This window comes from Pseudomonas sp. LB1P83, from assembly GCF_054897885.1.
The window spans coordinates 134697-148308 of record NZ_CM142709.1 but is presented as its reverse complement, the minus strand read 5'-3'; the positions used below and the strand labels follow the sequence as shown (position 1 = coordinate 148308).

Annotated in this window: 11 protein-coding genes, 1 pseudogene and 1 riboswitch; of the genes and pseudogenes, 2 read left to right on the top strand and 10 right to left on the bottom strand. The window is 60.1% G+C overall.

The window, feature by feature from the left end; all coding sequences use genetic code 11:
* Positions 1-2: 2 nt before the first annotated feature.
* The 8 genes and pseudogenes from ACYZTY_RS00590 to ACYZTY_RS00555 all read right to left on the bottom strand — a co-directional run bounded on the left by ACYZTY_RS00590 (position 3) and on the right by ACYZTY_RS00555 (position 7408).
* On the bottom strand, positions 3-527 hold the full coding sequence (locus ACYZTY_RS00590; RefSeq protein WP_461956874.1) for a retropepsin-like aspartic protease family protein: 525 nt from the start codon (positions 525-527) through the stop codon (positions 3-5).
* Positions 524-1513 carry an esterase-like activity of phytase family protein gene (locus ACYZTY_RS00585; RefSeq protein ID WP_461956873.1) on the bottom strand — a complete coding sequence of 330 codons (990 nt, stop codon included), beginning with the start codon at positions 1511-1513 and terminating at the stop codon, positions 524-526. Before ACYZTY_RS00585 ends, ACYZTY_RS00590 begins: the two co-directional genes overlap by 4 nt.
* Entirely contained in the window at positions 1513-3417 is a 1905-nt protein-coding gene (gene parE, locus ACYZTY_RS00580; protein WP_461956872.1) for a DNA topoisomerase IV subunit B, read from the bottom strand. The genes ACYZTY_RS00585 and parE overlap by 1 nt, the downstream gene beginning before the upstream one ends.
* A gap of 42 nt (positions 3418-3459) precedes the next feature.
* Entirely contained in the window at positions 3460-4068 is a 609-nt protein-coding gene (locus ACYZTY_RS00575) for a YqiA/YcfP family alpha/beta fold hydrolase (RefSeq protein ID WP_461956871.1), read from the bottom strand.
* Between the two features lie 204 nt (positions 4069-4272).
* Positions 4273-4491, bottom strand: a pseudogene (locus ACYZTY_RS00570) (DUF6124 family protein); the annotation flags it as partial.
* Between the two features lie 942 nt (positions 4492-5433).
* Positions 5434-6249 carry a 3',5'-cyclic-AMP phosphodiesterase gene (gene cpdA / locus ACYZTY_RS00565; RefSeq protein WP_461956870.1) on the bottom strand — a complete coding sequence of 272 codons (816 nt, stop codon included), beginning with the start codon at positions 6247-6249 and terminating at the stop codon, positions 5434-5436.
* Between the two features lie 98 nt (positions 6250-6347).
* On the bottom strand, positions 6348-6800 hold the full coding sequence (locus ACYZTY_RS00560; RefSeq protein WP_131058783.1) for a DUF1249 domain-containing protein: 453 nt from the start codon (positions 6798-6800) through the stop codon (positions 6348-6350).
* Complete coding sequence (locus ACYZTY_RS00555; RefSeq protein WP_131058782.1) at positions 6791-7408, bottom strand: NUDIX domain-containing protein; 618 nt, start codon at positions 7406-7408, stop codon at positions 6791-6793. Before ACYZTY_RS00555 ends, ACYZTY_RS00560 begins: the two co-directional genes overlap by 10 nt.
* 227 nt (positions 7409-7635) lie before the next feature.
* Between ACYZTY_RS00555 and ACYZTY_RS00550 the strand changes: the two genes are divergently transcribed.
* On the top strand, positions 7636-8382 hold the full coding sequence (locus ACYZTY_RS00550) for an RsiV family protein (protein ID WP_461956869.1): 747 nt from the start codon (positions 7636-7638) through the stop codon (positions 8380-8382).
* Here ACYZTY_RS00550 and cytX read toward each other — a convergent pair.
* Both cytX and thiC read right to left on the bottom strand, forming a co-directional pair.
* Positions 8351-9643 carry a putative hydroxymethylpyrimidine transporter CytX gene (cytX, locus tag ACYZTY_RS00545; protein WP_461956868.1) on the bottom strand — a complete coding sequence of 431 codons (1293 nt, stop codon included), beginning with the start codon at positions 9641-9643 and terminating at the stop codon, positions 8351-8353. The genes ACYZTY_RS00550 and cytX overlap by 32 nt on opposite strands.
* A 104-nt stretch (positions 9644-9747) precedes the next feature.
* Positions 9748-11637: a phosphomethylpyrimidine synthase ThiC gene (thiC, locus tag ACYZTY_RS00540; protein ID WP_461956867.1), complete on the bottom strand. Its 1890-nt coding sequence runs from the start codon at positions 11635-11637 to the stop codon at positions 9748-9750.
* 168 nt (positions 11638-11805) lie between these two features.
* Positions 11806-11911, bottom strand: a riboswitch (TPP riboswitch).
* A 191-nt stretch (positions 11912-12102) separates the two neighbouring features.
* On the opposite strand from thiC, the gene ACYZTY_RS00535 reads away from it, so the two are divergent.
* The gene (locus tag ACYZTY_RS00535) at positions 12103-13542 is read left to right on the top strand and encodes a TolC family outer membrane protein (protein WP_461956866.1); all 1440 of its coding nucleotides are present in this window, start codon (positions 12103-12105) and stop codon (positions 13540-13542) included.
* Positions 13543-13612: the final 70 nt, after the last annotated feature.

Genomic DNA, 13612 nt, shown 5'->3' with positions numbered 1-13612 from the left:
CCTCATCGGTTCGTTGTCTGGCGCAGCAGCATGGTGCCACCGCGCTGGGTAAATTCAAGTTTGTTCAGCGCGCTCATACCGAGCAACACCTGCTTGCCATCCAGGCCTGGCACGACGATGGCGCGCACATCACGCAGCACAATGTCGCCCAGTTGCAGCCGGTCGACGCGGGTTCGATAACCCTCGGTACGACCGTTGGCGGTGCTCAGGGTCACCCCGAAGCCTTTTTCAAGTTTCAGCCGTTCGGCCATTTGGGCCGGGATCGCCACATCGGTCGCCCCGGTATCCAGCATGAAATCTACCGGCTGACCGTTGATCTGGCCGCTGGCGACGAAGTGGCCCTGGGTGTTACTGGCCAGTTTCACTTCGATAAAACCTTCGCCCTGCTCAGAGCTGACGACCACATTGGGATTTTGCTGCCGATCCTCCCACTGGCCGAAAAACCGTGTCGCAAGGAACAGCGCTGCGCACCAGGCCAGCACCATAAACACCCGACCGGCGCGCTTTCCCGGCGTCTGCTGGCTCACGGCTTGGCACTCCAGCCACCGTCAGGCACGGCGAAGCGCCAGACAACCGGGCGAACCTCGCCATCGGCGCGGGCATCGTTATTGTTGTCGGTGCCGACCCAGGCCCCCTCGGCGTCAACAATCAAAGCTTCGGTCAGACCAAACGGATTTTGATAGCGGCGGGGTTCCTGCAAGGCTTCATCGGCAAACGACCAGCAGCGCTCGACCTTGGCCGTGACCGGGTCGCGGCGGCAGATCTGGTAAGCGTTGCGTTCAAGGGTGAACAGCTTGCCGTTGAACAGCGACAGGTCAGCAAAGTCCCGAGTAACCGCTTTGGCCCGTGGAAACTGTGCCGGCTGCATTTCTTTCCCCGCTTCGCTCAGCAGCACGCAGCCACCGTCGCAATCCCACACCGTCTGTTTGCGCTTGATCAGCAGCAATCCACGGCTTTGACGCTCGGCGGCGAGCCACAATTGATCGCCCGCCGGATTGATCGCCAGGCCCTCGAACAGCGCATTGAATTGCAACAGCATGCCACTGGCCCGCGCTTCGCGAACCAGCATCGGCGAGATCTTCAGCCAGGACGACGGCCCAACGGGCGGCACTTGCAGGATCGCTGCATGGGACTCGCTGACGATGTAGCGATTACCGGCGCTGTCGCACGTGATGCCTTCAAAATCCAGATCCCCGCCCCGTACAAACGATGCGACCCAGGCCCGTGAACGCAAACCCGAGGGCAAACCGCTGTCCGGCACCGGAGGAACGCCGATGCCCACGGTTTCGGCCTGCCAGACCGTGTCGCGGGTATCGAGGCGATAAATCTGATCATCGTCGCGATCGGAGATCGTCCACAGGTCCTTGCCACACTGGGCCAGCCCCGACAGATTGCCGCCGCGCATACCGTCGACGGGATGCTCGGACAACAGGCGCAACTCCGGTGCCGGTTCGGCAAGTGCCGAAACGGAGGTCAGAAGTAACGCACACGCCAGGGCAAAGCCGACCCGCATCAGCCAAGAACCTCGGCGAGGTTGCCTTTGGATTCCAGCCAGGACTTGCGATCACCGGCGCGTTTCTTCGCCAGCAACATGTCCATCATTTCTGCGGTTGCGTCGTAATCTTCCAGCGTCAGCTGCACCAGACGCCGAGTGTTCGGGTCCATGGTGGTTTCGCGCAGCTGTGGCGGGTTCATTTCACCCAGGCCTTTGAATCGGGTGACCTGCGGCTTGCCGCGTTTCTTCTCGGCCACCAGACGATCGAGAATGCCATCGCGCTCGGCTTCGTCGAGGGCGTAGTAAATTTCTTTGCCCAGGTCGATGCGGTACAGCGGAGGCATCGCGACGTAGACGTGACCGGCATCCACCAACGGGCGGAAATGCTGGACGAACAAGGCGCAAAGCAACGTGGCGATGTGCAGACCGTCGGAGTCGGCGTCGGCGAGGATGCAGATCTTGCCGTAGCGCAGCTGGGCGATGTCCGCCGAACCCGGATCGACACCGATGGCCACGGCGATGTTGTGCACTTCCTGGCTGGCCAGCACTTCGCCGCCGTCGACTTCCCAGGTGTTCAGAATCTTGCCGCGCAACGGCAGGATCGCCTGGAACTCTTTGTCCCGCGCTTGTTTGGCCGAACCGCCGGCGGAGTCACCTTCCACCAGGAACAGCTCGGAACGCATCGGGTCCTGCCCGGCGCAGTCGGCGAGTTTGCCCGGCAGTGCCGGCCCCGCGGTAATGCGCTTGCGCTCGACCTTCTTGCTGGCCTTGAGACGACGGCCGGCGTTGTTGATCGCCAGTTCCGCCAACAGCATGCCGGTTTCCGGGTGGGCGTTGAGCCACAGGCTGAACGCATCCTTGACCACACCGGAAACAAACGCCGCCGCCTCACGGGACGACAGACGTTCTTTGGTCTGGCCGGAAAACTGCGGCTCCTGCATCTTCATCGACAGCACGAACGCGATGCGCTCCCAGACGTCTTCCGGCGCCAGCTTCACACCGCGCGGCAGCAGGCTGCGGAATTCGCAGAACTCGCGCATCGCATCGAGCAAGCCCTGACGCAGACCGTTGACGTGCGTACCGCCCTGCGCCGTCGGGATCAGGTTGACGTAGCTTTCCTGCACGCTATCGCCACCTTCCGGCAACCACAGCAACGCCCAATCGACCGCTTCCTTGTTACCGGCCAGGCTGCCGCAGAACGGCTCGTCCGGCAAACGCTCGAAGCCGTTGACCGCGTCCACAAGATAGGAGCGCAGGCCGTCTTCGTAATGCCATTCGACTTTCTCGCCGGTGGCCTTGTCTTCAAAACTGACCAGCAGCCCCGGGCACAGAACGGCCTTGGCCTTGAGCACGTGCTTGAGGCGGCTGATGGAGAATTTCGGTGAATCGAAATACTTCGGGTCCGGCGCGAAGAACACGCTGGTGCCGGTGTTGCGCTTGCCGACGGTGCCGATCACTTCCAGATCGGTTTTCTTGTAACCGTCGCCGAAGGTCATCTGGTACTCATTGCCGTCGCGTTTTACGCGCACCCGGACTTCGGTCGACAAGGCGTTGACCACCGAAATACCTACCCCGTGCAAACCGCCGGAGAACTGGTAGTTCTTGTTGGAAAACTTGCCGCCCGCATGAAGCTTGGTGAGGATCAGCTCGACCCCGGAAACGCCCTCTTCCGGGTGAATGTCCACCGGCATGCCACGGCCGTCATCGCTGACTTCCAGGGAGTGATCGGCGTGCAGGATGACCTGCACCGACGTCGCGTGCCCGGCCAAGGCTTCGTCGACGCTGTTGTCGATGACTTCCTGGGCGAGGTGGTTCGGCCGACTGGTGTCGGTGTACATGCCGGGGCGTTTGCGCACCGGGTCGAGGCCCGAGAGGACTTCGATGGCGTCTGCGTTATAAGAGCTAGCGCTGGGAGTGGCCATGGGGTCTCGTCGTCAAATGTTCTATTAAATAGAGGCGAAAGGTCACAGTGCTGTGAAATCGATCGCCTGATACAAATCTGCGCCGATGCCGGCAAAACTCAGCATTGCCGGAAGTTGCGCGGCAAAACCCTGGAAACTATGGTCGCCGCCGGCCTGGATGCGCAAGGCACAGGCGCGGTAATACTGCTGGGCGAGGCGATAGTCCAGCGTTTCGTCGCCGGTCTGCAACCACACCTGATACCGCTGCGGATCCCGGGGCGCCGGCACTTCCAGCTCGGCCAGGGCCGTCACGTGGTCGTGGGTCAATTCCCAGGCCTCATCGGTATACAGGTTTTTCTGCGTCCCCAGGAACCCGTCGAACATCCGGTGCGGACTGACGGCAGGGTTGATCAACAGGGCCTTGAGGCCATGGCGCTCAGCCAGGTGAGTCGCATAGTAGCCGCCGAGTGAGCTGCCGACCAGCAGTGGCCGCCCCAGCTCTTCAATCGCCTTGTTTAGCTGACCGATGGCTTCGCGCGGATGGTGATGCAGGGCCGGAACGCGCAATTGATCGCTCAAACCCAGCCGTTCCATCACGTGCACCAGCTGCGTGGCCTTTTTCGATGAAGGCGCGCTGTTGAAACCGTGGATATAAAGGATCGAACCGGACATTTGAACTCCCTGTGCGTCGGGTAAAGAGGCGCAGTTTACAGGGAGTCGGGGGGATCGGGGATATAGGCAGGAATCAGGTTGCCCGAACGGACGCCATCGCGAGCAGGCTCGCTCCCACAGGTGACCGAGTTGTCCAGACGGACGCGGCCCAATGTGGGAGCGAGCTTGCTCGCCATGAACGATAACGCGGTCTATCTGAAAAAATTATGCTGGATCAACATTATCCAGCGCCCGATTCACCGCCAGTTCAGCCAGCATGACTATCTGTTGAATCGCCATCGCTGTATGCCGGTCCGGCCCATGCAGGCGCGCGGCAAAATCGCTGGCCATGACACTCGCCGACGCCAGGGACTCACAGGAATGGGCCAAAAGGCTTTCCGTGTCCATTTCGGGAACGATCATGTACATCGTGCTGGGTTTGCGGGTGGGAGGATTGGGGGTTGGTTTGAACATGGTGACACCTCAGTTCATTGATATGGAGCCACCCCCAATTGCCGCGATGCAATGTAAGGGTGGCAGCTGTACGCGGGTTCGCGGACCGAGAACTGAGCATCGGCATACCCGAAGGTATCCCACGCACAGCCGCCATGACACAAAACGACAGCCACTCGAAAGTGCTGTTGAAAAGCGCGGCGATTATGCGTCAGTTCATAGGGCCGCGAAGCCCGATCGCTGAATGTGTCAGCGACAGGCAAAAGGCTAGAGAAGCCGCGTCTGGGGGCAACCTGAAAACTTCGTGGGAAGGTTCTGAAATTTTTGCTGACCATTAAACAGCGTCGCCGGTGAGGCCGCCTTCGCGGGCAAGCCTCGCTCCTACAGGGAACGGGTTACATCAGAAAAATGCAGGTCGGCTGTCAGGCCGCCATCGCGAGCAGGCTCACTCCTACAGGGGAATTGGGTACATCAGCAAGATGTTGATCGGCTGTCAGGTCGTCTTCGCGGGCAAGCCTCGCTCCTACAAAGGATCGGCGTACGCGCTTCGCTTTTCACCACTCAATAGGCCGAGCGTTAGCTCGCCTGCTTTTGATCTTGATCCACCCGCCCCTTCGGGAGGCTGAGTGGAGGTGTTCATCCGGGGAGTGGCGCGCAGCGCCGTTCGACGCAGTCGAACACGCTGCATGTAGGTCGTCGCGAAGCAGACCGGAGGGCAGTGTCCCCGGATGGATACCGGAGCAAAGGAACGCCGAGCCTTAGCGAGGGGCCGGACGCTTGGGGCGAGCGTTTTTTTGCTTACTTTTTTTAGGCGCTTGTAAAAAAAGTGAGTCGCCGTAAGGGCGAAACCCTAAGTGGCCGTTACCGCAGGAATGGATATGTACCCGATCAACCACAACATGGTCGGCCCACAGGCCGCCAAGTTCACAACCGTCAGTAACCGTTGGAACCGTAATCAACCTGGAAGTCGAACCCGGTAACACGCTCCACGCCCGTCTCGATCTGGCCATCCGGCAACAAGCGCAGCCAACGGTAGCCGGGCGCCTGGTCCCCGACCTTGAAATCATCACTCCCCGGCTCAAACTGAATACAAGTCGAAGGCGAAGCAATCAACCGCACCCCATTGCGATCCTGATCAACCTCCTGATGCACATGCCCCCACAACACCGCCCGCACCTGCGCAAAGCGATCCAGCACCGAAAACAACGCCTCAGGATTACGCAACCCGATCGGCTCCATCCACGCACACCCAATCGACACCGGATGATGGTGAAAACACACCAAATGATGCCGCTCAGGCGCCTCACTCAGCGAACGAGCCAACAACTGCAACTGCTCATCCTGCAAATACCCCGGCACCGACCCCGGCACCGCCGAATCCAGCAACGTGACCCGCCAGTTACCAACATCCACCACCGGCTCCAGCAACGCGCTCTGCACGGCAGCTTCAGCCATGATCTGCGGTTCATCATGATTGCCAGGAATCCAGCGCGCCGGCGCATCGAGCTGCCGGGTCAAGTCGCGAAACAGCTGATACGACTCCAGCGTCCCGTCCTGAGACAAATCACCGCTGGCAACGATCAAATCAATCTGCGGCTGCTGAACGCGCACCAGCTCAATGACCTTTTGCAGACTGTCCCGGGTATTCATGCCCAACAACGTCCCGTCCGCTTCGGCAAACAGATGACTGTCGGACAGTTGCACCAGCAACGCCGAATCGGCGGTGGTCAATGTGGATACGCTCGGCAAGGCGTTCTCCCAGGCTGAATCACGGGATTGGATGAGTGCCGCAATTATGCTGGGGGACGATCAAAAGGGGAAACCTGCGAACCTGACGCAGTTCACATCTATCGAACGACGGCGTACTCATGCCCACACGCCAGGCAATGGCTCAGCCATTCACCCAGGAACATATTCAACTGGGCCTTTTCGTCCGGCTGATGCATTGAGGCATTCGGGTAAGGATAGACGCCGCGAAAGCGTCGCGCATGTTCGGCGCTGACCACTTCGGCCATGCACGCATCGTGATAGACCTGCACTTCCAGTTGCGGCACCGGCAGCCACGGCAGACTGTGTTCCTGGCGCACTTGCAGGGTCGTGGTGTACGGACAGACCTGCAGCACCTCAAGGGCCAGCACGCCGAGCATCTGATCGCCGTGGGTCACCGCAATGCGCCGAGCCTCCGGTTCGTTGCGCATGTCCGGCAGCAGTCGCATCAGGCGCGCGTAGTTGGCCTCGCAAGCGGCTTGCAGCCCCACGAGGTCCACCCGATAGCGATCGCGCAACTTGTTTACGACCATAGCCCCCTCACTTCAGCGCGGTTCAAAGCTAACCATTGCAAGGCAATGATGCTGGCCGCGTTGGCAATTCGTCCGTCGCGTACGGCCTGCAGGGCATCTTCGAACGCCCAGACCGTGACGCGGATATCTTCTGCTTCTTCCTCCAGCCCATGCAGGCCGCCGACTCCGGTGCTGTCGCAACGCCCCAGGTACAAATGTACAAATTCGTTGCTGCCGCCCGGCGATGGAAAGTATTTGGTCATCGGCCAGAGCGCCCCGAACACAAGCCCAGCTTCCTCCTGCGCTTCGCGGTGAGCAACTTCTTCCGGTACTTCATCCTTGTCGATCAGACCGGCGACCAGCTCGATCAGCCACGGGTTGTCGGTCTTGCCCATGGCGCCGACGCGAAACTGCTCGATCAGCACCACTTCATCGCGCTGCGGATCGTACGGCAGCACGCACACCGCATCGTGGCGAACAAACACTTCACGATTGATTTCGCGACTCATGCCACCGGCAAACAATTCATGACGCAAATGCACACGATCGAGCTTGTAAAAGCCCTCGTAGCACTTTTCGCGCCGAACGATATCAACGGCGGTCGGAATGGCGTTGGCAAAATCAGTCATGACAATCCTCTTTACTGCAAATCCGTTACGAGGCTCCTTTTTGTGACGTTCAACCTCGACTTCGCGCCATCCTAACGCGCTCGCGCCGTTTGATGCAGCCCCTTTCCGTCAGCGAGATAGACGGTGAGGGCGAAACCAACTCTAATTAGCTTAGTGGCGAACTGACTGCTTCGTTGAGAGTCGAAGCGGATAACTTTTTGCCTTTCCCAGTTTTATGAAGGACACCCATGTCACTTTTTAAAATCGCCTCCGTGGCCATATTCGCCCTGACCCTGGGCGCCTGCCAGAGTTTGTTCCAACCCAACTACCGGGCGCCGTTGGAATCCACCCGCGACGCCTCCGAAACATTGAAACCGGGTTGCACGACACCTGACTGCCCGCTGGTGAACATCGATACGCTGCGCTTCCCCGCCGAGCCTCAGCTTGACGGCATTATCGAAAAACGCCTGCTGCAAATGACCCGCACCTCGCCCGACGCCCCTGCGGCACCGACGCTGGCAGCCTATCGCGATGAGTTTTTGCGCACCGCCGGCCCACGCAACAGCAGCTACCTGCAAGCCAAGGTACGTGAGCAGCATGACGGCTTGGTGATCGTCGAGTTTTCCAGCTACCTGGACACCGGCGGCGCCCATGGCACACCGGGCCGCAGCTTCATCAACTATTCGCGCCAGCAGCATAAAGTGCTGACCTTGTCCGACATGTTGGTGCCGGGGCAGGAAGAGGCCTTCTGGAAAGCCGCGCAAGTGGCGCACAACAGCTGGCTGATCAGCACCAAGCTCGATCAGGAAGCGGAGTTCGTGAAGCAGTGGCCGTTCCAGAAAACCCAGAACGTGGCGCTGACCTACGGCGGGGTGATCCTCAAGTACGAAACCAGCACCATCGCGCCTTACGCGCTGGGTCACGTCGAACTGAAGATCCCTTACCCACGCCTGAACGGCATTCTCAAGCCCGAGCTGTTTCCCGGCCGTAACTGAAGGCCCGGCCCAGCACCAGCTGGAGCAACCCTGCCAGAATCAACGACGGCAGGGTTGCGCCGATGTCCGGATACAGATTCGCCAGCAAGTGATAGGTGCTCACCCCGCCCAACCAGGCGAGCAGCGCCGGCCAGCGCAATGCGGCTGACGCCACCTGGCTACTGCGTTTGCGCAGAATGAAGTGATCCACCAGCACCACGCCGAACAGCGGCGCAAACACCGAACCGATCAACAGCAGAAAGTTTTGATACTGGGCCAACGGCGCCAGACAGGCGATCAGCGTGCAGATCACGCCGATGGCCAGCGCCAGGTGCTCGACTTTCAAGCGCAACAGAATCCCGCTGGACACCGCCGCCGAATGAATGTCGGCGAAGGCGTTTTCCGACTCGTCCAGCAGAATCAGCAACAGCGGAATCCCCAGACCGGCACCCGCCAATGCCAACAGCAAGGCGTTCACTTCACCGCTCGGCGCGAACGCCAAGGTGTAGGCCACGCCCAGGCTCATCAGCCAGAAGTTACCGATAAAGAAACCAATCGCCGTGCCGCCGAACACGTTTTTCGCACGCTTGCCGAAGCGTGAGTAGTCGGCAATCAGCGGCAGCCACGACAGCGGCATGGCAATGGCAATGTCGAAGCCCACGGCGAACGGCATCGAACCGTCACCGGCCTGCGCCCACAATGCGGCCAGATCGGCTTTGGCGAACAGGTTCCAGGTCAGCCAGATGCACGCCGCCAGCAACAACCAGATGCCCCACTTGCGCAGGATCTGCCGCACGAACGTCAACGGACCGCTGACGGCCAGCAAGGTCGCCAAACCACCAAAGAACACCGTCCAGAGCAGTGGATTCGACAGCAAGTTGCCTTCGCTGAACGCCCGCGCACCGAGCAGGCTGGCAGCGTCGCGCATCACGATGATTTCGAACGAGCCCCAGCCGATCAGTTGCAGCACGTTCAGCACTGCCGGAAGACTCGCGCCTTTCACACCGAGGCTGAGTTTGAGCGCGACCATCGACGACAGGCCGGTGTCGCTGCCGATCACGCCAACAGCGGCCAGCAGCAGAACGCCGACCAGCGTGCCGAGGAAGATCGCCAGCAACGAGCCGGACAGGCCCAAGCCTGGCGCGAGCAATGCACCGGTCTGCAGCACCATCAGGCCGATGCCGAGGGAGAACCACAGGGAAAACAGATCGCGGCCGCCGAAGACACGTTTGTCGATTGGCACCGCGATGTCAGGGGAGTAAGTGCTGGGTTGAATGCTCAAGGGGTTATCTCATTAGGAGCAGTTACAAGTTTTAAGCTGCAAGCTACAAGTAGAAGCCATCCTCAATCCGCATCTTCTTGCAGCTTGCAGCTTGTCGCTTATGGCTAGATTTTCTTGTACAGCTGACTGCCTTCCTGCTTGAACCGCTCTGCCTGTTCCGCCAATCCCTGGGCGACTTCGGCGTCGACGGTTTCGATCCGCTGGTTGGCCGCGTATTCGCGGACTTCCTGGGTGATTTTCATCGAGCAGAATTTCGGTCCGCACATGGAGCAGAAGTGCGCGACCTTGGCCGAATCCTTCGGCAGGGTTTCATCGTGATACGAACGCGCGGTGTCCGGATCAAGGCCCAGGTTGAACTGGTCTTCCCAGCGGAATTCGAAGCGCGCCTTGCTCAAGGCATTGTCGCGAATCTGTGCGCCCGGATGCCCTTTGGCCAGATCGGCGGCGTGTGCGGCGATCTTGTAGGTGATGATCCCGGTCTTCACGTCATCCTTGTTTGGCAGGCCCAAGTGCTCCTTCGGCGTGACGTAGCAGAGCATGGCGCAACCGAACCAGCCGATCATCGCCGCACCGATACCGGAAGTGATGTGGTCGTAACCCGGCGCGATGTCGGTGGTCAGCGGGCCGAGGGTGTAAAACGGCGCCTCGTCGCAGCATTCCAGCTGCTTGTCCATGTTCTCTTTGATCAACTGCATCGGCACGTGGCCCGGGCCTTCGATCATGCATTGCACGTCGTGCTTCCAGGCAATCTTGGTCAGCTCGCCAAGGGTTTCCAGCTCACCGAATTGCGCGGCGTCGTTGGCGTCGGCAATCGAGCCCGGACGCAGGCCATCGCCCAGCGAGAAGCTGACGTCGTAGGCCTTCATGATTTCGCAGATGTCTTCGAAATGGGTGTAGAGGAAGTTTTCTTTGTGGTGCGCCAGGCACCACTTGGCCATGATCGAACCGCCACGGGAGACGATGCCGGTGACGCGTTTGGCAGTCAGCGGCACGTAGCGCAGCAGCACGCCGGCGTGGATGGTGAAGTAGTCGACGCCCTGCTCGGCCTGTTCGATCAGCGTGTCGCGGAACAGCTCCCAGGTCAGGTCTTCGGCAGCGCCGCCGACTTTTTCCAGGGCCTGATAAATCGGCACCGTACCGATCGGCACCGGCGAGTTGCGGATGATCCACTCACGGGTTTCATGAATGTGTTTACCGGTGGACAGGTCCATGACCGTGTCCGAACCCCAGCGAATGCCCCAGGTCAGTTTCGCCACTTCTTCTTCAATAGACGAACCCAAGGCGCTGTTGCCGATGTTGCCGTTGATCTTCACCAGGAAGTTACGGCCGATGATCATCGGTTCCAGTTCGGTGTGGTTGATGTTCGCCGGAATGATCGCGCGACCGCGGGCGATCTCGTCACGGACGAATTCGGGGGTGATGATTTTCGGCACGCTGGCGCCGAAGCTGTGACCGGCGTGTTGCTGGTCCAGCAGCCCGGCGGCACGGGCCACTTCGAGCTTCATGTTTTCGCGGATGGCGACGTATTCCATCTCGGCGGTGATGATGCCTTTGCGGGCGTAGTGCATCTGGCTGACGTTGGCCCCGGCCTTGGCACGGCGCGGGTTGTTGACGTGGGCAAAACGCAGCTTGGTCAGTTCAGCGTCGGCGAGGCGTTCCTGGCCGAAGTTCGAACTCAGGCCGGGCAGGCGCTCGGTGTCGCCCCGGGATTCGATCCACGGCGAACGCACATCGGCCAGGCCTTTGCGCACGTCGATGATGACGTTGGGGTCGGTGTACGGGCCCGAGGTGTCGTACACAACGACCGGCGCGTTGATCTCGCCGCCGAAGTCGGTCGGGGTCACGTCGAGGCTGATTTCGCGCATCGGCACGAGGATGTCCGGACGGGAGCCCTGGACATAGATTTTTTGCGAGCGGGTAAACGGCTGAACCGATTGTTGATCGACTTGGGCCGAGTCACTCAGGTTCGTAGTGTTTTTTAGTTTTATCGTCATCACGGGCTCTCCAGACAGCATCCAGGCAGTGGAATTTTGTCGGAGCGAACCTGTAACGAATGGACGCGACCAATCAGCCGTAACAAAGCCGTTGGTGCTGTGCTCAGTGCTCGAGGGGTGTTCGATTGTCGAACAACATCCCGGACGAAGCACAAGAGGACTCGCCGGGTGACGAGAAATCTTGTTCCCTACGCAGGCGCTAACCTGATCAGGTTCAACGGGATCCGAAATTATTCGATCTCAGCCTCATAGCAAGGCACCCCGACAAGAACCCGGCCAGTCTAGACACAACTGGCAAAGAACGCCAACACCGCGGTAAACACCATGATGAATGGCGCAATTACAGGATTGTTGCCGTCGTTGCACACAACTACACTCGCTACGCCGTACCGCGCCTTGACGCTGTGTGGGCCGCGCCGTAGCCTTGGCGCTCAAATTATCAGCGTAATTTTTAGGGATGGCCACATGCTGCGCAAACTCTCACTGGCCCTTGCCGTGTCTTGTGCGTCCAATGGAATGGCATGGGCAGCAGAAGCGCCCTTATCGACCAAAACCGATCTGGTCAGCGTCTACCAGGAAGCGGTGGACAACAACGCCGACCTCGCCGCTGCCCGCGCCCAATACGGCGCCCAGAAAGAAGTGGTACCTCAGGCCCGCGCCGGGCTGCTGCCGAACCTGTCGGGCGGCGCTGAACTGGCCAACGTGCGTACTGCAATCGATCAGCCATCGGCCACCGCCAACCGCAACGCTCACTCCTATCAAGCGACGTTGGCTCAACCCTTATTCCGTGCTGATCGCTGGTTCCAGTTCCAGGCCGCCAAAGACGTCAACGAACAGGCCGCACTGCAACTTTCGGCGACCGAGCAAAACCTGATCCTGCAAACGGCCGACAGCTACTTCAACGTCTTGCGTACCCAGGACAACCTGGCCTCGACCAAGGCTGAGGAAGCCGCCTTCAAACGCCAGCTCGATCAGTCCAACGAACGCTTTGACGTTGGCCTCTCGGACAAGACCGACGTGCTGCAGTCGCAAGCCAGTTACGACACCGCACGTGCCAATCGCATCGTCGCGCAGCGCCAGGTGGATGATGCTTTCGAAGCCCTGATCACCCTGACCAACCGTCAGTACAATTCGATCTGGGGCATTTCCCATACCTTGCCGATCCTGCCGCCCGCACCGAACGACGCCAAGGCCTGGGTCGATACGGCCGCCAGACAGAACCTCAATCTGCTGGCCAGCAACTACGCCGTCAGTGCCGCCGAAGAAACCCTCAAGCAACGCAAGGCCGGCCACGCGCCGACCATCGATGCCGTGGCGAAGTACGAGAAAGGTGACAACGATGCGCTGGGGTTCAGCAACCCGAACGCTTTCGGCCAACCATACAAAGGCAACGTCGAGCAGACGACGGTTGGGCTGCAACTGAACATCCCGATCTACAGTGGCGGCCTGATCAACTCCCAGGTGCGCCAATCGTATGCACAACTGGACCAGTCCGAGCAGCAACGTGAATCCCTGCGCCGGCAAATCGTCGAGAGCACGCGCAACCTGCACCGCGCGGTGAACACCGACGTCGAGCAGGTGCAGGCACGCAAGCAATCGATCATCTCCAACCAGAGCGCGGTGGAAGCGACCGAAATCGGTTATCAGGTGGGGACGCGCAACATCGTCGACGTGCTGGATGCGCAGCGTCAGCTGTACACCTCGGTGCGCGACTACAACAACACGCGCTACGACTACATCCTCGACAACCTGCGCTTGAAGCAGGCCGCCGGCACGTTGAATCCGGGGGATTTGCAGGATCTGGCGCGTTATCTCAAGGCCGACTACAACCCGGACAAGGACTTCCTGCCGCCGGACCTGGCCAAGGCTGCGGCGGAACAACTGAAGGCTAAGCCTACGCAATAAAAACCAGTTCTGTGGCGAGGGAGCTTGCTCCCGCTGGGCTGCGAAGCAGCCCCAGCATTCTGCCAATCAC

Bases quoted from the DNA above. Each gene is read 5' to 3' on its own strand.
- parE (WP_461956872.1), bottom strand. From the start codon at position 3,417: ATGGCCACTCCCAGCGCTAGCTCTTATAACGCAGACGCCATCGAAGTC.
- ACYZTY_RS00550 (WP_461956869.1), top strand. From the start codon at position 7,636: ATGTCACTTTTTAAAATCGCCTCCGTGGCCATATTCGCCCTGACCCTG.
- ACYZTY_RS00575 (WP_461956871.1), bottom strand. From the start codon at position 4,068: ATGTCCGGTTCGATCCTTTATATCCACGGTTTCAACAGCGCGCCTTCA.
- ACYZTY_RS00535 (WP_461956866.1), top strand. From the start codon at position 12,103: ATGCTGCGCAAACTCTCACTGGCCCTTGCCGTGTCTTGTGCGTCCAAT.
- ACYZTY_RS00560 (WP_131058783.1), bottom strand. From the start codon at position 6,800: ATGGTCGTAAACAAGTTGCGCGATCGCTATCGGGTGGACCTCGTGGGG.
- thiC (WP_461956867.1), bottom strand. From the start codon at position 11,637: ATGACGATAAAACTAAAAAACACTACGAACCTGAGTGACTCGGCCCAA.
- ACYZTY_RS00555 (WP_131058782.1), bottom strand. From the start codon at position 7,408: ATGACTGATTTTGCCAACGCCATTCCGACCGCCGTTGATATCGTTCGG.
- ACYZTY_RS00585 (WP_461956873.1), bottom strand. From the start codon at position 1,513: ATGCGGGTCGGCTTTGCCCTGGCGTGTGCGTTACTTCTGACCTCCGTT.